This window comes from Streptomyces sp. NPDC054770 (assembly GCF_053611985.1).
On record NZ_JBSHBL010000001.1, the window covers coordinates 460,381 to 478,334 of the forward strand.

Consider the following 17,954-nt stretch of genomic DNA (forward strand, 5'->3'; position numbering starts at 1 on the left):
CGGATATGAGCAGCGGCAGTCCCGTACGGGAGAACCTGAGCTACGAGCGGTTCGGCGTCGCCGTCCGTGAGCTCGCGCAGACCATCGCCGACGACGGGTACGAGCCGGACATAGTGCTCTCCATCGCCCGCGGCGGTGTGTTCGTCGCCGGCGGGCTCGCCTACGCCCTCGACTGCAAGAATCTGCATCTGGTGAACGTCGAGTTCTACACGGGGGTCGGGACCACCCTGGAGATGCCCGTCATGCTCGCTCCCGTCCCCAACGTCATCGACTTCAGCGCCAAGAAGGTCCTCATCACGGACGACGTCGCCGACACCGGAAAGACGCTCAAGCTCGTCCGCGACTTCTGCCTCGACCACGTGGCCGAGGTGCGGTCCGCCGTGATCTACGAGAAGTCCCACTCCCTCGTGAAGTGCGAGTACGTGTGGAAGCGGACGGACGACTGGATCAACTTCCCGTGGAGTGTCCTGCCGCCGGTGGTGAAGCGCGCCGGGCAGATCCTGGACGCGTGAGGCGCACGGCAAGCGGAGAAGGGCCCCCGGCGGAATCGCCGGGGGCCCTTCTCGTGGGCGGCGCCGAGCCGGAACGCCCGGAACGCCGCCCGGAACGCTAGAACGTGCCCAGCTTCACGATCGACAGCAGGGCGAGCAGCTGGATCGCCGACGCGCCCAGGGCCTTCGGCCACGGCAGGTCGTGGGACTTGCCGACCATCAGGGTGAGGAGGACGCCCGCCGCGACCCAGGTGGCCCAGCCGAGGAGCTGGACGAAGCCGGCGTTGCCGCCGAAGAACATGGCGAAGAGGAGCCGGGGGGCGTCGGTGATCGACATGATCAGCATCGACAGGCCCACCGTCGGCTGCCAGGCCCCGTCGCCGCCCAGCTGGCGGGCCAGGGTGTGGGTCACCACACCCAGCACGAAGGACGCGATCACCATCACCACCGCCGTCACCAGGACGATCGGGACCGCGTTGCTGAGGGTGGCGTTTATGGCGTCCGAGCGGGCGCCGTCGAAGCCGAACACGGCGAGCAGGCCGTAGAGGAAGGTCACGATGAGGGCGGGGGCCCACATCGCGTAGTCCCGCATCTGGAGGAACGTCTGGTTCGGGGCGAGGACGATCCCCCGCAGCAGATCCTTCCAGTGCAGCCGCGGGCCGATCGGGCCGGACGGTGCCGCCGAGCCCGCGTGGTAAGTGGCGCCCTGCGTGTAGGCGCCGGCCTCGTCGACCGAGAAGGCCTGGGTGTGGCCCGGCTGGTTCGCCGCGTACGGGTCGGGGCCGCCGGCGCCGTAACCGCCGCCGTCGCCGAAGTACTCCGGGCCGTCGCCGCCGCCCTGTCCCGGGTGGCCGCCGCGCGCCTGCGCCTGCGGCCAGCCGGACCCGCCGCCGTGCTGCGGGTGCGGCGGCGGGGCCGACGGGTACCCGTACGACGGTCCCGCCGACTGCCCGCCGAAGCTCTGGGGCGATGCCTGCTGCCCGTACACGGGTTGTTGCGGTCGCGCTTGCGGGGCACGGTCGTCCCGGCCGCCGCGTCCGTTCCTGAATCCAGCCACGTCTTCGAACGTACCTGGTCCCGGCGATCCGTGTGGTGGGCTCGGGCACCCGAGCCCACCATTGCGGCAGAGCTGTGACATCCCCTAAGGGGAACCCTCAGGGCCCTGCCGATCGCTGTCGCTCACCGCCCGAACAGGGAACCCAGCTGCGCAGACGTACCCGACACGCCCACCGACGTCGCGTGGAAGGACACCGCGCCGGTCGTCGTCAGGCCCGTGGCGGAGCCGGGCAGGGTCCATACCGCGCCCTGTCCGCCGTTCTCGTGCCGGGCGCCGACCGCCAGATCGGCCCGGCCGTCGCCGTCGAGGTCGGCCAGGCGGACGGCGCTGCCCCAGAAGTCGTCGGTCTCGTCGAGGTCGGGGACACCGGGCGTGTTCTGGGTCCAGCGGGTCGCGCCCTGGCCCGTCAGTCCGGCGGCGGAACCGCGCAGCAGCGTGACGGTGCCGGTCTGCGCGGCCGTGGTGACGCCTTCGTAGGGCGTACCGACCGCCACGTCCGCGTAGCCGTCGCCGTCGACGTCACCGACGGAGAGCGCGGCGCCGAACGAGTAGGTGCCCGGCGCCCGGATGGCGCCCGGAACACCGGGGCTGTTCTGGGTGATCGACGCCTGCGGAGTGGGGCTCACGCCGTGCGCACCGCCCAGGTAGGCGAGGATCCGGCCGGGCCCGACCTTGTCGCCGTAGACGAGGACGTCGGACGTGACGACGTCGTCGTACCCGTCCCCGTTGACGTCACCGAGGACCGCCCGCTGCTTGCCGCCGTCCACCAGCATCCGCAGGGCCTTCGGCCGGGAGTCCGCGCCCAGGTACACCAGGTTGCCGTCGACCCACTCACCGCCCCCCGTCCGGATCCTGCCGCTGATCACCAGGTCGTCGACGCCGTTGCCGTTGATGTCGCCGGCGGCCAGCGACCGGGAGCCGTAGCTGTCGCCGGTGGCCAGGGTGGAGGGCACCACCCAGGTGCGGGAGGCGGGCCCGGCGGTCTTGGTGAAGCCGCCCCGGAAGATCTGCACGTCGGCCCCAGTGCTGCCGACGGCCAGGTCGGCCCGGCCGTCCGCGGTGAAGTCGCCGACCGCCAGGGACATGCCGAAGCGGGTGTGGGAGGAACGGGCCGGGTCGGCGACGATACGGCCCCCGGTCAGGCCCTTCCTGCTCCCCCAGACGATCGTCACCGAACCGGCCTTGCCGTCCTCGCCCCGGGACCCGACGACCAGGTCGGCGTACCCGTCCCGGTTCAGGTCGCCGAAGGCGAGCGCCGAGCCGAACTCGTCGCCCTTCTCGGCGGTGCCGGGGACGCCCGCCGAGTTCTGGGTGACGACCGTGCGGTTCGACGCCTTGATCCCGGACTTGGAGCCGTAGTTGACGACGACCGCGCCGGCGTCCGTCCTACCGCCGACGGTGGCGCCCGGGGCGGCGGTGGCGAGGTCGTGGTAGCCGTCGCCGTTGAAGTCGTCCGCGTACTTGGCGGGCGCGGCCGAGGCCGGGCCGGCCAGCGGGACGAGGCCCGCGGTCAGGAGGGCGGCGAGGGTCGCCGCCGTGCGGATGCGCATGATCAGCCTTCCAGTACGTCGCCGAAGTAGGCGGTGCCCGACGGGCCGCCCAGGGTGGTGCCGGTGAAGGTCTTCGAACCGCCGGCCTGGACGCCCGCGGTGGTGGACTTGAAGAGCCAGACGGCGCCGGCGCCGCGGCTCTCGCCGAAGGCGCTCGCGACCAGTTCGGCGCGGCCGTCGCCGTTGGCGTCGGTGAGGCGGACGGCGGAGCCGAAGAAGTCCTGGGACTGGGCGGTGCCGGGGACGCCCGTGGTGTCCTCGGACAGCAGCTTGGCGCCACTGCCGGTCAGGCCGGACGCCGAGCCGCGCAGCACGGTGACCGTGCCCGCCTGCTTCTTCGCGCCGAGCGTCTCGTTGTAGGCGCCGACGGCGATGTCGGCGTACCCGTCGCCGTTCACGTCCCCGGCGGACAGGCTCCAGCCGAAGCCGTCGTTCTTCTCGCCCTTCTCGGGCACACCCGCCGTGTCCTGGGTGATCCGCACGGGGGTACGACTGCTGAGGCCGCCGGCCGCGCCGTACGTCACCGTGACCGCACCGCCGAGGCCGCCGTTCGGCTCGGTGGCCGACTTCTCCATGAAGTTGCCGGTGACGATGTCGCCGTAGCCGTCCTTGTTCACGTCGGCGATGACCGCGTCGTAGCCGCCCGCGAGCTTCTTGCCGACCTTGAGGGTGCCGGTGGCGGAGCCGGTGTAGAGGACGCTGCGGGTGCGGTAGTCGCCGGAGGCCGTCTCCTCCTGGCCCATGACCAGCAGGTCGGTCTTGCCGTCGGCGTTGACGTCGCCCGCGATCAGCTTGTCCGCGTAGATCGTGGTCTGGGCGACCGTGTCGATGCCGGTCAGGGCGGCCGCCTTGCCCTTGCGGGTGAAGGGGCCGCGGAAGATGTTCAGGGACGGCGTGGAGTTGTTGCCGACGGCCAGGTCGGTGTGGCCGTCGCCGTCGAAGTCGCCGGCCGCCAGTGCCCAGCCGAGCTCGTTGCGGTACCTCGGCAGCGGCGAGGAGAGGTTGCTGGCGCCCTTGAGGCCGCTCGCGCCGCCCCACAGGACGGTCACGTTGCCGTAGGAGTCGGTGGTGCCGATCCGCTCGCTGTGCACGCCGACGACCAGGTCGGTGTAGCCGTCGCCGTCCAGGTCGCCGGTGGTGAGCCGGTCGCCGAAGTAGTCGCCGGAGGCCGGGTTGCCGGGGACGCCGGTGGTGGCCTGGCTGATGATCTGGCGCTTGGTGGTGTCGAGGCCGTTCTTCGTGCCGTAGACGACCGCCACGTAACCGGCGCCGGACTTGCCGGAGACCTTCGCGACGGGTGCGGCGATCGCGAGGTCGCGGTAGCCGTCGCCGTTGAAGTCGCCGGACAGGCCCGAGGGGGCCGCGGTGGCGGTGGCCGCGGGCAGGGCGGTGAGGAGGCCCGTGGTGAGGGCCGTGGCGAGGAGCAGGGTGGTGCGCTTGGGCATGGATTTCCCCCGTGAGGTGGTGAGGTGACGCGACGTCAAGGAATGCGTCTCCTTGGTGAGGGCGCGTCAGCCGGTGAGGCCCGTGCCGAACGCGCCGTACGTGCGGGAGAGCCCGAACGTGCCCGGGCCGAAGGACTTGGCGCCCGTGGCGGTGATGCCGGAGGCGCTGCCGCGCAGGGCGGTGACCGCGCCGACACCTTCGTCCTCGAAGGAGGCCCCGACGGTCAGGTCCGCCTTGCCGTCCTTGGTGACGTCCGAGAGGACGAGGTCCGAGCCGAAGTAGTCCATGGACTCGGCGGTGCCGGGGACACCGACGGTGTTCTGGGAGATGGTCCGGGCACCGGTCCGGGAGACGCCGCCGGCCGAGCCGTTCATCAGCACGACGAGACCGGTGTCCTCGGCCGCGCCGATGTCCTTGAAGACGACGCCGATGGCGAGGTCGCCGTAGCCGTCGCCGTTGGTGTCCCCGATGGAGACGGCGCCGCCGAAGCCGTCGTCCGCCTTGTCGGTGCCGGGGACGCCGGTGGCGGACTGGGTGAGCTCGGCCATGGGGGCGTCGCCGTTGACCGGGCCGCCTCTGCTGCCGCTGATGACGACGACCTGGCCGCCGAGGGTGCCGGTGTGGTCGTCGTCCTTCGAGAAGACGTTGCCGATGGCGATCTCGTCGTAGCCGTCGCCGTTGATGTCGCCCAGGGCGAGGGAGGTGCCGCCGTTCAGCGGGCGCGGCTGGGTCGCGACCACGCCGCCCGAGGCGCCGAGGTAGGCGGCGCCCTTGGACCAGCTGCCCGACGGGTCCGAGGTGGCCGCGGTGCGGTAGGTGAGGACGAGGTCGGCCTTCTTGTCGCCGTTGGTGTCGCCGGCGGCGAGCGCGTCGATGCCGAACTCCGCCTTGTCCGGCGTGGGGACCTTCTGCGTGGCGCCGGTGGTGCCGGACTTGGTGAAGCCGCCCTTGACGATGTAGGCGTACGACGCGGCCGTGCCGGACGCCAGGTCGGCCCTGCCGTCGCCGTTGAAGTCACCGGCGGCCAGTACCGAGCCCCAGGCCTCGTGCTTGGCGGCGGAGGGGTCCTTGACCGTCGTGCCGTTCTTCAGGCCGCTCGCCGAACCCCACAGGATCGTGACCGAACCGCCTTCGGTGTCCGAGCCGTTGTCCTCGCCGGGCGCGCCGACGGCGAGGTCGGTGTAGCCGTCCTTGTCGAAGTCGGCCACGGCGAGCGCCCGGCCGAAGAAGTCCTCGGTCTCGGCGGTGCCGGGGACACCCGCGGTGTTCTGGCTGACGATCGTGCGCTTGGCGGGGTTGAGTCCGGAGGCGCTGCCGTAGACCACGGCGACGTACCCGGCCATGTTCTTGCCGCCGACCTTGGCGTAGGGGGCGGCGAAGGCGACGTCGCCGTAGCCGTCGTGGTTGAAGTCGGCCTTGTAGGCGTGCGCCGCGGCGGCGGATGCGACCGGGGCCGAGAGGGTCAGCAGACCGCCGGTCAGCGCGGCGGCGGTGACCGTCGCGAGGGCGAGGCGGCGGCGGTGGTGTCCGTTCGCGAGGACGTTCACGGAGATGTTCACGGAGCCGTTCACGGAGATGTTCACGAGGCGGGAACTCCTGGGATCAGCGGCATGGGTGCCGGAGGTACGCGGGTGTGCGGATACGCGGAGGCAGTGCCGACGGCAGGCGGAACTTCTGTGCGGGAGCCGGAGCAGCCGGGAGCGGGACCACGCGGGCGCGGGACTGCGCGGGCGGGCGGGGGACCGGGCGGGCCCGTGGTCGGACGACCGACGGGCCTGCCCGTTCGCCGTCGGGAGCAGCGCTCCCGACCCGCGGGTCAGTCGGCGAAGATCGCGCCGAGCTGCGGCTGGCCGGTCGTGGACACGCCCAGCTTGCTCGCGGCGAGGGCCCGCGAACCGGTCGCGGTGATCTTCGAGCCGTTGGAGGGCAGGTAGGTGACCGCGCCGTCGCCGCCGTTCTCGTACGAGCCGACGATCAGGTCGGCCTTGCCGTCGCCGTTGACGTCGTCGAGCTTGACGTCGGCGCCGAAGAGGTCGTTCTTCTCGTCGTCGCCGGGGACGCCGGCCGTGCTCTGGGCGAAGGACTGGGCTCCGGAGGCGAGGTTGATCCCGGTCTGCGAGCCGTAGAGGACGGTCACCTGGCCGGTGTTGGCGTTGCTGCCGATGTCCTCGTACGGGGCGGAGACGACCAGGTCGGTGTAGCCGTCGCCGTTGATGTCACCGAGGTCGATCTCCCAGCCGAAGTTGTCGCCCTTCTCGGACGTGCCGGGGACGTTGCTGCTGTTCTGGTTGAACATGGTCGCCTTGGCCGGGCCGGAGGCGCTGCCGTAGGTGATGGCCGCCCTGCCCCCGTTGGCGGAGTCCGGGAAGACGGTCCCGTCACTGCTGGCGTCCCAGGAGGCGCCGCTGACGATGTCGCCGTAGCCGTCGCCGTTGATGTCGCCGACTCCGGTGACGATGCCGCTCTTCAGCGCCTTGGCACCGGTGACGGTCAGGCCCGTGGCGCTGCCCGGCAGCCAGTAGTTGGTGTTCCAGTGGTCGCTGGTCTTCGTCTCGTACCCGTCGACGATCAGGTCGGTACGGCCGTCGCCGTTGACGTCACCGGCGGTGAGCTTCATCGGGCCGTACGGGTAGGAGCTGGTGCCGGACTGGATCGGCGGCTTGACGGTGTACCGGCCGCCGGGCGTGCCGCCGGCGGAGAAGCCGCCCTTGAACACCCACAGGGTGGCGGCGGAGCTGCCGACGGCGAGGTCCGCCTTGCCGTCGCCGTCGAAGTCACCGGCGGCGAGCTGCAGCCCCCAGTAGTCGTGGCCGCTCGGCGACGGGTCCTTGATGTCGACGCCCTTGCCGGTGAGGCCGCTCGCGGAGCCCCACAGGAGGGTGACCGTACCGCCGTCGGTGTCGGTGCCGACCTTCTCCGACGGTGAGCCGACGGCGAGGTCGTCGTAACCGTCGCCGTTGAAGTCGGCGTACGCCAGAGCCTCGCCGAAGCTGTCGCCCGCCTCGGCGGTGCCGGGGACGCCGGTGCTGTTCTGGCTGAGGGTGGTGCGCTTGGCGGTGGTGACACCGGTGGTGGAGCCGTAGAGGGCGATGACCTGGCCGGCGCCCTTGTGACCGCTGACGTAGGCGGTGGGGGCCGAGGTGGCGATGTCGCCGATGCCGTCGCCGTTGAAGTCGGCGCGGGCGACCTTGACGGAGTCCGCGGCGGACGCCGAGGCCGCCGAGAAGGTGAGCAGACCGCCCGTCAGCGCGGCAGCGGTGGCCGTCGCGAGGGCGAGTCGCGGGAACGTGTGCATGCGGGTCGTCTCCTGCGGCATGCGGGGGCCGCCCGCACCCGGCGGACGGCCGGAGTCATTGATGTCCAGCGATCAGGAGACCCGTGACAGAAGGTAAGGGTTGTACATGAGTTCGATGAATTCTTTGGGGCTGCTGTGATGGCTGCGGCCCACGGGGAGTTCGGTCCGCTTGCGTGGCGCGTGGCCCCCGAGCGGTTTCGGGATCAGCCGTCGGCGCCGGGAGAAAACCGGATGCGGCGGCCGGACAGGCTGGCTACCGTCCGGGCGTGGCCCACACCTATCCTCCGCTGAACGTCGAGGTCCGCACGCCACGCCTGACGCTGGCCGGCGCCTCCGACGAACTGCTGGAACGTCTCGTGCCGCTCGTGCGGGCCGGGGTCGCCGACGCCGAGCCGTGGCCGTTCGACGACCCGATCTCGTTCTACGCCGACAGCCCCGAACGGGAATGGCAATGGCTGCGCGCCGTCTGGGCCGGCCGCGCCCGCGTGAGCCCGGACTCCTGGCGGCTGTACTTCGCCGTCCTCGTCGACGGCGAACCGGTCGGCATGCAGGACCTCATCGGCACGAACTTCACCCGGTTCGGCACGGTGTCCAGCTTCTCGTGGCTGGCCCCCGGCAGCCGCGGACAGGGACTCGGCAAGGAAATGCGGGCGGCTGTCCTGCAGTTGGCCTTCGCGGGGCTTGGCGCACGCGAAGCAGGCAGCGACGCCTTCGTCGACAACGAGGCGTCCAACCGCGTCTCCCGTGGCCTGGGCTACGAGCCGAACGGCACGGACTGGGACACCCGCCGCGGCGAACCCGCGCGGATCCAGCAGTGGCGGCTCACCCGGGACGCGTGGGAACGGGCCCGCCGGGACGACATCGAACTGACCGGCGTCGCGGAATGCCTGCCCGTCCTGGGCATCGGCCGGCAGCTTCACGCAAGGGCCGGAGAGCGCTCCTGACCTGCGGCGGCAGGACTGAGGTGGGCGTATTTCACTGGCTTCGCAGCAGCACCGCCGCTTAGGGTCACCGCGTCCCAGGAGGTGAGGCCGTGACCACTTACGGCACGATATTGATTCCCGTACCGCTCGAACAGGCGGCCCCCGTCCTACGCGAGGTCTGCGCGGCGGGCTTCGCGACTTCCGCCGGGGCCGGATTCTGCCTCGTCCACCCGGACCGGTCCGTCGACGAGAACAGCGTCTTCACGCTCGCCGGGCCGATCAGCGCCGAACTGGGTGCTCCGGTACTGGCCGCCTTCCAGTACGACGGTGACCGGCTGGAGTTGGAGGTCTGGCGTGACGGAGTTCGCGCCCACCGCTACGACTCCTGGCCAGAACGGGACGATGAGGCCGCCGACGACGCACCCGTGGGCGCGAACCCCGCTGCGTTCCTGGACTTCGCCGCCGGGCCCGTGGACATCCACCGCCTGGCCTCCGCGCTCGCGGACACCCCGATCGACGAAGAGGACAAGGACGTCGACGGCGAGCCGGGGTACGTCTGGGCCCAGGCCCTGCACTGGGACGTGCTGCACGCGCTCAGCCACCCGAACCAGGCAATCCGCCGCGCGCAGTGGGACTACTACCACATGCGCGGCGCTCCGCAGGCGCTCTCGGAGGTGCTGGACAGCACCGAACTCGTCGTCCTGGGCACGGCCGAGCGCCCTTTCTGAAGCCTCACCCACGCGCCGCGAACAGGTGCATGACGGACGCGCTCGGCAGCGGGACCGCGCTTCCCGGGGCAGAAAGTGGGGGAGGCCGTCCAAGGCCTCACCTGGAGCCATACCGAACCGCAGCGCTCACGCCCTCCTGATCACCGTTGCGGCAGGATGGGTCCATGAGCGTAGTCAAGATCAACGTACTGACCGTGCCGGCCGAGCAGCGGGAGACGCTGGAGAAGCGGTTCGCGTCGCGGGCGCATGCCGTGGAGGGCTCGGACGGGTTCGAGTGGTTCGAGTTGCTGCGGCCGGTCGAGGGGACCGACCAGTACCTGGTGTACACGCGCTGGAAGGACGAGGAGTCCTTCCAGGCGTGGATGGAGGGGCCGATGAAGGCCGCGCACCAGGGAGGTGCCGAGGGTGAGCGGCCGAAGCCGGCGGCTTCCGGTTCGACCCTGTGGTCCTTCGAGGTGGTGCAGTCGGCCGGACCGAAGGGCTGACACCCCGCGGGTGTGCGGTCAGGCCGGTGTCGTGCTCGGGAGCGGGGTGTCCGCCGGAGCCGGTCGCGGTACGACGCGGCGGCGGGTCGGGAGGCCGAGCGTCGGGTGGGCGACGGCCCAGGCCGCGCCCTTGCAGATCAGTTCCTTGTAGCGGGCGGCGGTCCGGCCCGTCAGGGCCGCCCGGACGGCGCGGTCGTCGGCCGTGACGTACTGGATGAGGCCCTCCCGGCGGCCCAGCGAGACGCACTGGTTGAAGTAGCGCAGCGGGGTGTTCGGGAGCTTCCCGCCGGTCAGGCGGGCCGCGATGGCGTCGGCGGCCTGCCAGGCCATCGGGAGGCCCGAGGCGCAGGACATGCGGAGCGGGTTGCCGGCCGGGCCCGTCGCCATGGCCGCGTCTCCGACGGCGTACACGTCCGGGTGCGAGACCGAGCGCATGGTCCCGTCGACGACGATCCGGCCGACGTCGGTGACCTCCAGGGCGGTGGCCCGGGAGATCGGGTGGACGGCGAAGCCGGTGGTCCACAGGGTGACGGCGGCCGGGATGGCCGTGCCCTCGGCGGTGGTCACCCCGCCGGGCGCCACGGCGGTGACGGCGGTGTGCTCGTGCACGGTGACGCCGAGCCCGTCGACGACCTTCCGCAGGTGCCGGCGGCCCTTCGGCGAGAGCCAGTCGCCGAGGGCGCCGCGGGCGGCGAGGGCGACGTCGAGGTCCGGGCGGGCCTCGGCGATCTCGGTCACGGCCTCCAGACCGGTGAGTCCGCCGCCGACCACGACCACGGGCGCTCCGGCGGCCAGCGCGGCGAGGCGCTCGCGCAGCCGCAGCGCTCCGGGGCGGCTCGCGATCTGGTCGGCGTGCTCGGCGGCACCGGGGACGCCCTGGTCGTGCCAGTCGCTGCCGAGGGCGTACACGAGGGTGTCGTACTCCAGTTCCACCTGCTCCGGTACGCCCTCCTCGGCGGCGGGGACCGTCGTGACCGTCTTCCGGCCGACGTCCACGGCGGTGACCCTCGCGAGCCTCAGCTTCACGCCGGTCCCCGCGAACATCTCGGCGAAGGGCCGGGGCCTGAGCTCCTGGCCGGTCGCGAGCTGATGCATCCGGACGCGCTCGACGAAGTCGGGCTCGGCGTTGACGAGGGTGATGGCGACGTCCTCGCGGCGCAGCCGCCGGGCGAGGCGGCCGGCGGCGACGGCTCCGGCGTATCCGGCGCCGAGGACGACGATGCGGTGCTGCATGTCCCTGCTCCTGTCATCCAGCTCTTCAGCGGGTCGCCCCCTGAACCGGACGGGCCGCCGTTTCCTGACAGGAGAGCGGTGTGAAGCACCTCACACCAGGGGTGGGTCAGAAGAGGCGGAGCAGAGGGGCGCCGTGCCCGGTCGCCGCCCACTGCCGGGTCGCGCGCTCCAGCTTGTCGGGGTTGAGTTGGTTGCGGAACGCGGCGATGCCCTCGGCGGTGATCTCCAGGCACATCACGCCGAAGACCCGGCCGCCGACGACCGCCACCAGGGCCGGGCCGCCGTTGGCGGTCGTGGCGTACACCTCGACGGAGCCGCCGGCCAGGGCACGCTGGGCCGGGCCCTGTTTGAACAGGCCCCGCATGAACTTCGCGACCGCGAGGGCACCCTCGAACGCCCTGACCGCGGCCGGGACCTTCCCGCCGCCGTCGCCGATCGCGACGGCGTCGTCGGTGAGCAGCAGGACGAGCGGCTCGGTCCGGCCGCCGGCGGCGGCCGCGAGGAACTCCTCGATGATCCGCCGGGCGGCGGCCTCGTCGACCTCGGTACGGGCCCTGCCGTCCGCGACGTGCTTCCGGGCCCGGTGCAGGATCTGCTGGCTGGCGGCCTCGGTGAGGTCGAGGATCCGGGCGATCTCCCGGTGCGGGTAGTCGAAGGCCTCCCGCAGCACGTACACCGCGCGCTCGGCCGGGGTGAGGCGCTCCAGCAGGACCAGGACCGCGTACGACACCGACTCCCGGCGTTCCGCGGTGTCGGCGGGGCCGAGCATCGGGTCGCCGGCGAGCAGCGGCTCGGGGAGCCACTGGCCCACGTAGGTCTCGCGCCGGGCGCGGGCCGAGGTGAGCTGGTTGAGGCAGAGGTTGGTGAGCACCTTGGTCAGCCAGGCCTCGGGGACCTCGATACGGCCGGTGTCGGCGGCCTGCCAGCGCAGATACGTCTCCTGCACGGCGTCCTCGGCCTCGCTCGCGGAACCGAGGAGCCGGTAGCCGATGGCCGCCAGGCGCGGCCTGGCCGCCTCGAACAGTTCCACGTCGGTCATGGGCAGGGCCATGCCACGGATCCTAGCCCGCCGGCCGAACGCCGCAGCCGGTGCGGGTGCGGGTGCGTCGGGGGCTACGGGGCGCGTTGGTGTCGCCGGTCCGTCAGGCCAGGCCACGTACGACCGCTGTTGCCGTAACCAGGTATGCGCATATTGTCGTGAATGAGTGATATGGGTCACCATGGTGCGCCCGAGTGGGTCCGGGAGAGGACGGGAGAGGAACGGGAGAGGATTCGTGCGGCGGACGCCGCCCGGCGCGCACACGACCGGAGGGCGAACGTCATGCGGCTCCGTGCCCGGCCCTGGGACGACCTGTCGGTCGACGACGCCCTGGCCGTGGCGCTGGCCGGCATGGTGCGCCGGACCGGGGCGGCGATCGGCGGCCTGTATCTCATCGAGGAGCCGGCCGCGCTGCTGCGCCTGGTGGCGCTGTGCGGGCTGCCCGTCGACTTCACCGCGCCCTGGCAGCGGCTGCCGCTGACCGCCCCCGTCCCGGTGGCCGACGCGATCGCCGAGGACCGCCTGGTCTGGATCGGCTCTCAGGACGAGATGGCGCGCCGCTATCCGCGGGCGGCGACCGTCCTGCCGTACCCCTTCGCGCTCGCCGCGGCCCCGATGCGCGGGGAGCGCCGCCGCTGGGGCGGGGTCGTGCTGATGTGGCCCGCCGACCACCCGCCCCGGGCGACCACCCGCGAACGCCACCACATCACCGCGAGCGCCCGACGGCTGGCCCGGCTCCTGGACGACTCGCCGGTGCCGCCCGCGCTCCCCGACCGGCCGCGCCTCGTGGCCGTGGACTCGCTGCGCCACCCGGCCCAGACCGCGCTGGCCGCCGTCGACTACCTCGACCGGCTCCCCGACGGCGCCCTGGCCCTGGACCTGGAGGGCAGGATCACGTTCATGTCCGCCCCGGCGGCCCGGCTGCTCGGCCGGGACGCCGACCGGTTGCTCGGCACCCGGCCCTGGCAGTCGCTGCCCTGGCTGGACGACCTGAGGTACGAGGAGCGGTACCGGCTGGCGGTCGTCAGCCGGGCACCGGTGTCCTTCAGCGCGCTCCGCCCGCCGGACCAGTGGCTGGCCTTCCACCTGCACCCGGACGCCAGCGGCATCAGCGTCCGCATCACCGCCGGGGCGGAGACGGCGGCCGGCGCGAGCGGCCGCACGGAACCTGCGCCGACCACGCCCGGACGGCTCTACCAGCTGATCCACCTGTCGGCCGCGCTCACCGAGACGGTGACCACCCGGGACCTCGTGGCGCTCATGGCGGACCAGGTCCTGCCGGCGTTCGGCGCCCAGGGGCTCGTGCTCAGCATCGCCGAGGCGGGCCGCCTGCGGATCGCCGGGCAGCACGGCTACGCCGCCGACGACGTCGAACGCCTCGACGCCCTCCCCCTCGACACCGGCGACACCCCGGTCGGCCAGGTCATGGCGAGCGGCGTCCCCGCGTTCTTCGGCAGCCCGCCCGAGCTGACCGGGAGCTACCCCCGGGCACCCCAGGTCAGCGGGAAACAGGCCTGGGCCTTCCTGCCGCTGGTCATCTCGGGGCGTGCGGTGGGCTGCTGCGTCCTCTCCTACGAACGCCCGCACGCCTTCACCCCCGACGAACGCGCCGTCCTCACCCCGCTGGCCGGTCTGCTCGCCCAGGCCCTGGACCGGGCCCGGCTCTACGACACCCAGCACCACCTCGTCCACCAGCTCCAGCAGGCGCTCCTGCCGCGCAGCCTCCCCACCCTGCCCGGCCTGGACGTCGCCGCCCGCTATCTGCCGGCCGGGCACGGCATCGACGTCGGCGGCGACTTCTACGACCTGCTGCGCCTGGACGACACCTGCGCGGCCGCCGTCATCGGCGACGTGGAGGGCCACAGCATGGCCGCGGCCGCCCTGATGGGCCAGGTCCGCACCGCCATCCACGCCCATGCCACCGCCGGAGCCACCCCCGACCAGGTCATCGCCCGCACCAACCGGCTGCTCACCGACCTGACCCCCGACCTCCTGGTGACCTGCCTCTACGTCCACCTCGACCTGGCCCGCCAGGAACTGACCCTGGCCGGCGCCGGCCACGTACCGCCGCTGCTGCGGCCGGCCGCCGGCCGGGCCCACCCCCTCTACCTCGACCCCGGACCGCCGCTGGGCGTCGACGCCTGCGCCCGCTACCCCGTCACCCGCGGCCCGCTCCCGGCCGGCGCCGTCCTCGCCCTCTACACCGACGGCCTCGTCGAACGCCCCGGGACCGACGTCGACCAGGCCACCGCCGACCTCGCCGAGCACCTCGCGCACGCCGACATCGACGACCTGGAGCACCTCATCGACAGCCTCGTCCACCAGGCCTGGCCGGCCGGCGGCCACACCGACGACCTCGCGGTACTGCTGCTGCGGACCGGGCGCCGGTGAGCATCCGCCGGGGGGACAGCCGTCAGGCCGCGGGCGCCGTCCCCCTGGCCAGCCGCTCCACCCGGTCGTGCAGGTACTCGACGTGGTCCTCCGACTCCGGCTTCATGAGCACGCTGCGCAGGATCCGGGCGCCGTCCGCGTCCGCGGTGATCTTCGGGTGGCGGGCGCCGAAGGCGTCCCGGTCGGCCTTGAGGGTGCTGAGGAAGACCGGGTCGGCGGCGGCCATGCCGTCGGCCAGGACGCGGGCGGAGGCGGCGTCGACCGCGGTGAGGGCGGCCGGTTCGGTGGCCGGGAAGTAGGTGACGATGTCCAGTTCGGGGCGCTGGTAGAGCTCCAGGGCGTCCGACGCCTCGATCAGGTCCGCCCAGCGCAGGGCGGCCCGGCGCCCGGCCGCCAGCACCTCGCCGAGGCCCTCGGGCGTGGGCGGCAGCAGCCGGAAGGTCAGCCACAGCGCCGCCGCCGCGGCCCCGGCGCGGGAGCACTCCAGGCTGATCTCGCCCAGGTGGAGCTCGCCGGAGGTGAAGTAGGTGTACGGCGAGTCGTGCAGGTAGAAGCGGCCGACGTCGGGGTCGCGGAAGAGGACGGCTCCGCAGCCGTACGGCTGGAGTCCGTGCTTGTGCGGGTCGACGACGATCGAGTCGGTCCCTGCCAGGGCCCGCCAGGGCTCGGGCGGCAGTCCCTCTGGGCCGGCGGCGCCGGCGAGCAGCGTGAAGAAACCGCCGTAGGCCGCGTCGACGTGCACGCGGACGCCGTGCCGCGCGGCGAGCGGCAGGATCTCGTGGACGGGGTCGACGGCCCCGAGCCCGGTGGTGCCGGCGGTGACGACGACGGTGCCCACGTCACCGGTCCGCAGTACGTCCGCCAGCGCGTCGAGGTCCATCCGGCCCCGGTCGTCGGTGCGGACGGGGTGACCGGTCATGCCGAGGACGTGGCACATGCGGCCGTGGGTGTAGTGGGCGTCGGCGCTGTACGCGATGCCCCGGCCGGGGTGGAGTTCGCGGGCGACGAAGAGGGCTTCGAGGTTGGCGATGGTGCCGCTGGTGGTGAGGTGGCCGAGCGGAGCGTAGTCGGAGCGAATGGGGGTACCGCCCACGCCCGAAGGGCTGTGGGGGAGGGAGTCGTACCCGAACATCGCGGCGAGCTGGGCGACCGCCTCGCGTTCCATCTTCGCCGTGGCGGGGCCGCCGTCCAGGGCGTGGTTGTTGGGGTTGATCAGCATCGCGGTGAGGTGGCCGACCACCGCGGCGGGGTGCGGGGGCTTGAGCATCTGGCCCGCGTAGTGCGGGTGGAAGAAGGGGTAGTTGTCCCTGAGCCGGTCCGTGAACTCCGCGAAGACCGGCGCGAAGCGGTCGTCGGCGACGTCGAGGGACGGGTGGCGCCGGTAGGGGCCGAAGGTGTCGGCCCACTCCTGTATCGCGTCGGTGGCTCGGCCGAGCCAGCGCTGTAGATCCACGGATCTTCCTCTCGCTCGCAGTGCCCCCACCGTACGATTTAATTGACTACTCAGCAATCATCTCATCAGCAATTGAGTGAGCACTGATTGCCTCGGCTGTAAGTGCGGAGGCAGTAAGTGCGGTCGCAGTAAGGTCGGTCGCGATGAACTCCACGCCCGAGCACGACGCCGAAGCCGCCGCCCGCGCCGCCAGCAGTCCGCTCGTCCGGGACTTCGGGCTGCTGATCACGTCCGCCACCCGCCTGGAGCAGCGCATCGACGGTGCACTGCGCCGGGAGTGCGGGATCAGCCACACCATGCTGGAGGTGCTGATCCTGCTCTGCCGCAGGGCCGGCGAGGAGATCTCGCAGCGGCAGCTGGCCGAGGGCCTCACGCTCACCAGCAGCGGCACCACCCGCCTGATCGACCGCATGGAGGAGGCCGGGCTGGTCCGGCGGGTGCCCTCCCCCGGGGACCGGCGGGTGGCCCTGGTGGAGCCGACCGCCGAGGGGCATACGGCACTCCTGGGCGCGGCCGCGGTGCATGCCCGGGTCGTGGAGGAGTTCTTCGTCGGGCCGCTGACGGCCGACGACTACACGCGGCTGACCGGCGCGCTGGCCGCGATCGACCGGGCACTCCGCGAGGACACCGGGTGACGGCTTCACTAGCCTGGTACCGGACACCCGATAAAGGGTAAGTCAGGTCAAATCACCGAGGAACCGGTCATGGGTGGGAAGCGCAGGTCCCTCGCCCAGGTGGCCGTCGCGGTCGCCGTCGGCGCCGGGTTCACGCTGACCGGAGCCTGCGGCGGGGCCGGAAGCGGGGGCGGGGGCGGGCGGGACGCGGGGCTCAGTGTCGGTGTGCTGCTGCCGGGCGGCGGTGCCTCGCGGTTCGGGCAGTTCGACCGGCCGCTCATCGAGCAGAAACTGAAACAGCTCTGCCCGCACTGCCCGGCACCGGCCGTCGTGGCCACCCCCGAGCCGGAGGTCCAGCAGCAGCAGTTCGACGCCATGATCACCCGGGGCGTGGACGTGCTGATCCTCTCCGCCATCGACCCCAGGTCGCTGCGCTCCTCGGTGGAGGCCGCACACCGGGCCGGCATCCCGGTCGTCGCCTACGACCGGCTCGCCCTGGGCCCGATCTCCGGTTACGTCACCTTCGACGGCGGGGAGGTCGGCAGACTGCAGGGCGAGGGGCTGCTGAAGGGCATGGGGGCGGAGGCGGACGGCGGCCAGATCGTCATGGTGAACGGCCCCGCGACCGACCCCAACGCCGGCTGGTTCAAACGGGGCGCGCTCTCCGTCCTGCAAGGCAAGGTGCGGATCGGCAAGTCCTACGACACCCCCGGCTGGCGGCCGGACAACGCCTACACCGAGATGGCCGGCGCCGTCTCCGCCCTCGGCGCGGACCGCGTCGACGGCGTCCTGGCCGCCAACGACAGCCTCGCCGGGGCCGCGATCGCCGCTCTCGACGCCGGCGCGGTCCGGCCACCGCCCCCGGTGACCGGCCAGGACGCCGACCTCGTGGCGGTGCAGCGGATCGTCGCGGGCCGGCAGTACATGACCGTCTACAAGTCCTACCAGGACGAGGCCGACGCCACCGTCGAGATGGCCGTCGCGCTGGGGCGCGGTGAGCCGGTCGGTTCCGTCGCGGCCACCACCGTCGACAGCGCGACCACCAAGGACATCCCCTCGGTGCTGCTGCCGTCGTACTCGGTGACGACCGGCACGATCAAGGACACTGTGGTGAAGGACGGTATCTACACGATCGACCAGATATGTATCCCCAAGCTGCGGTCCGCCTGCGCCAAGGCCGGACTCACCTCACGAGGCGCATGAGGCGCATGAGGCGCATGAGGCGCATGAGGCGCATGAGCCACATGAA

Annotated in this window: 15 protein-coding genes; 7 read left to right on the forward strand and 8 right to left on the reverse strand. The window is 72.5% G+C overall.

Translation table 11 applies throughout. The annotated features are described in order from the left end of the window. Positions 1 to 5 precede the first annotated feature (5 nt). Positions 6 to 512 carry a phosphoribosyltransferase gene (locus ACWGKQ_RS02025; protein WP_453289904.1) on the forward strand — a complete coding sequence of 169 codons (507 nt, stop codon included), beginning with the start codon at positions 6 to 8 and terminating at the stop codon, positions 510 to 512. Between the two features lie 97 nt (positions 513 to 609). On the opposite strand, the gene ACWGKQ_RS02030 is transcribed toward ACWGKQ_RS02025, so the two are convergent. The 5 genes from ACWGKQ_RS02030 to ACWGKQ_RS02050 all read right to left on the reverse strand — a co-directional run bounded on the left by ACWGKQ_RS02030 (position 610) and on the right by ACWGKQ_RS02050 (position 7,839). Continuing rightward, the gene (locus ACWGKQ_RS02030) at positions 610 to 1,629 is read right to left on the reverse strand and encodes a Yip1 family protein (RefSeq protein WP_453289905.1); all 1,020 of its coding nucleotides are present in this window, start codon (positions 1,627 to 1,629) and stop codon (positions 610 to 612) included. Positions 1,630 to 1,670: 41 nt separating this feature from the next. Next, positions 1,671 to 3,098, reverse strand: a complete 1,428-nt coding sequence (locus ACWGKQ_RS02035) for an FG-GAP-like repeat-containing protein (protein ID WP_453289906.1) — start codon at positions 3,096 to 3,098, stop codon at positions 1,671 to 1,673. 2 nt (positions 3,099 to 3,100) lie between these two features. Beyond that, positions 3,101 to 4,543: an FG-GAP-like repeat-containing protein gene (locus tag ACWGKQ_RS02040; protein ID WP_453289907.1), complete on the reverse strand. Its 1,443-nt coding sequence runs from the start codon at positions 4,541 to 4,543 to the stop codon at positions 3,101 to 3,103. Positions 4,544 to 4,609: 66 nt separating this feature from the next. Beyond that, on the reverse strand, positions 4,610 to 6,127 hold the full coding sequence (locus tag ACWGKQ_RS02045) for an FG-GAP-like repeat-containing protein (RefSeq protein WP_453289908.1): 1,518 nt from the start codon (positions 6,125 to 6,127) through the stop codon (positions 4,610 to 4,612). Between the two features lie 233 nt (positions 6,128 to 6,360). Next, positions 6,361 to 7,839: a VCBS repeat-containing protein gene (locus tag ACWGKQ_RS02050; RefSeq protein WP_453289909.1), complete on the reverse strand. Its 1,479-nt coding sequence runs from the start codon at positions 7,837 to 7,839 to the stop codon at positions 6,361 to 6,363. Between the two features lie 266 nt (positions 7,840 to 8,105). Here ACWGKQ_RS02050 and ACWGKQ_RS02055 point away from each other — a divergent pair, with 266 nt between their 5' ends. From ACWGKQ_RS02055 to ACWGKQ_RS02065, 3 genes are all read left to right on the forward strand, one after another. Then, entirely contained in the window at positions 8,106 to 8,783 is a 678-nt protein-coding gene (locus tag ACWGKQ_RS02055) for a GNAT family N-acetyltransferase (protein WP_453289910.1), read from the forward strand. An 89-nt stretch (positions 8,784 to 8,872) separates the two neighbouring features. Beyond that, positions 8,873 to 9,490: a hypothetical protein gene (locus ACWGKQ_RS02060; RefSeq protein WP_453289911.1), complete on the forward strand. Its 618-nt coding sequence runs from the start codon at positions 8,873 to 8,875 to the stop codon at positions 9,488 to 9,490. Positions 9,491 to 9,654: 164 nt separating this feature from the next. Further along, positions 9,655 to 9,975: an antibiotic biosynthesis monooxygenase family protein gene (locus ACWGKQ_RS02065; RefSeq protein WP_453289912.1), complete on the forward strand. Its 321-nt coding sequence runs from the start codon at positions 9,655 to 9,657 to the stop codon at positions 9,973 to 9,975. Between the two features lie 18 nt (positions 9,976 to 9,993). Here ACWGKQ_RS02065 and ACWGKQ_RS02070 read toward each other — a convergent pair whose 3' ends face one another. Together ACWGKQ_RS02070 and sigJ are read right to left on the reverse strand one after the other, a co-directional pair. After that, positions 9,994 to 11,208 (reverse strand): NAD(P)/FAD-dependent oxidoreductase, encoded by a 1,215-nt coding sequence (locus tag ACWGKQ_RS02070; RefSeq protein ID WP_453289913.1) that lies wholly within the window; start codon positions 11,206 to 11,208, stop codon positions 9,994 to 9,996. A gap of 106 nt (positions 11,209 to 11,314) precedes the next feature. After that, positions 11,315 to 12,259 (reverse strand): RNA polymerase sigma factor SigJ, encoded by a 945-nt coding sequence (gene sigJ / locus ACWGKQ_RS02075; RefSeq protein WP_453289914.1) that lies wholly within the window; start codon positions 12,257 to 12,259, stop codon positions 11,315 to 11,317. Positions 12,260 to 12,529: 270 nt separating this feature from the next. On the opposite strand from sigJ, the gene ACWGKQ_RS02080 reads away from it, so the two are divergent. Continuing rightward, complete coding sequence (locus ACWGKQ_RS02080; RefSeq protein WP_453289915.1) at positions 12,530 to 14,638, forward strand: SpoIIE family protein phosphatase; 2,109 nt, start codon at positions 12,530 to 12,532, stop codon at positions 14,636 to 14,638. A 22-nt stretch (positions 14,639 to 14,660) separates the two neighbouring features. Here ACWGKQ_RS02080 and ACWGKQ_RS02085 read toward each other — a convergent pair whose 3' ends face one another. Beyond that, entirely contained in the window at positions 14,661 to 16,091 is a 1,431-nt protein-coding gene (locus ACWGKQ_RS02085) for a pyridoxal phosphate-dependent decarboxylase family protein (RefSeq protein ID WP_453289916.1), read from the reverse strand. Positions 16,092 to 16,234: 143 nt separating this feature from the next. Here ACWGKQ_RS02085 and ACWGKQ_RS02090 point away from each other — a divergent pair, with 143 nt between their 5' ends. Together ACWGKQ_RS02090 and ACWGKQ_RS02095 are read left to right on the forward strand one after the other, a co-directional pair. Further along, positions 16,235 to 16,726, forward strand: a complete 492-nt coding sequence (locus tag ACWGKQ_RS02090; protein ID WP_453289917.1) for a MarR family winged helix-turn-helix transcriptional regulator — start codon at positions 16,235 to 16,237, stop codon at positions 16,724 to 16,726. Between the two features lie 69 nt (positions 16,727 to 16,795). Continuing rightward, positions 16,796 to 17,908, forward strand: a complete 1,113-nt coding sequence (locus tag ACWGKQ_RS02095; protein WP_453289918.1) for a sugar ABC transporter substrate-binding protein — start codon at positions 16,796 to 16,798, stop codon at positions 17,906 to 17,908. The last annotated feature ends 46 nt before the right edge of the window (positions 17,909 to 17,954 follow it).

Coding starts and splice junctions, on each gene's coding strand:
- ACWGKQ_RS02030 (WP_453289905.1), bottom strand. CDS start 1,629: ATGTCACAGCTCTGCCGCAATGGTGGGCTCGGGTGCCCGAGCCCACCA.
- ACWGKQ_RS02080 (WP_453289915.1), top strand. CDS start 12,530: ATGCGGCTCCGTGCCCGGCCCTGGGACGACCTGTCGGTCGACGACGCC.
- ACWGKQ_RS02035 (WP_453289906.1), bottom strand. CDS start 3,098: ATGCGCATCCGCACGGCGGCGACCCTCGCCGCCCTCCTGACCGCGGGC.
- ACWGKQ_RS02095 (WP_453289918.1), top strand. CDS start 16,796: ATGGGTGGGAAGCGCAGGTCCCTCGCCCAGGTGGCCGTCGCGGTCGCC.
- ACWGKQ_RS02090 (WP_453289917.1), top strand. CDS start 16,235: ATGAACTCCACGCCCGAGCACGACGCCGAAGCCGCCGCCCGCGCCGCC.
- ACWGKQ_RS02070 (WP_453289913.1), bottom strand. CDS start 11,208: ATGCAGCACCGCATCGTCGTCCTCGGCGCCGGATACGCCGGAGCCGTC.
- ACWGKQ_RS02065 (WP_453289912.1), top strand. CDS start 9,655: ATGAGCGTAGTCAAGATCAACGTACTGACCGTGCCGGCCGAGCAGCGG.
- sigJ (WP_453289914.1), bottom strand. CDS start 12,259: ATGGCCCTGCCCATGACCGACGTGGAACTGTTCGAGGCGGCCAGGCCG.
- ACWGKQ_RS02025 (WP_453289904.1), top strand. CDS start 6: ATGAGCAGCGGCAGTCCCGTACGGGAGAACCTGAGCTACGAGCGGTTC.
- ACWGKQ_RS02040 (WP_453289907.1), bottom strand. CDS start 4,543: ATGCCCAAGCGCACCACCCTGCTCCTCGCCACGGCCCTCACCACGGGC.
- ACWGKQ_RS02050 (WP_453289909.1), bottom strand. CDS start 7,839: ATGCACACGTTCCCGCGACTCGCCCTCGCGACGGCCACCGCTGCCGCG.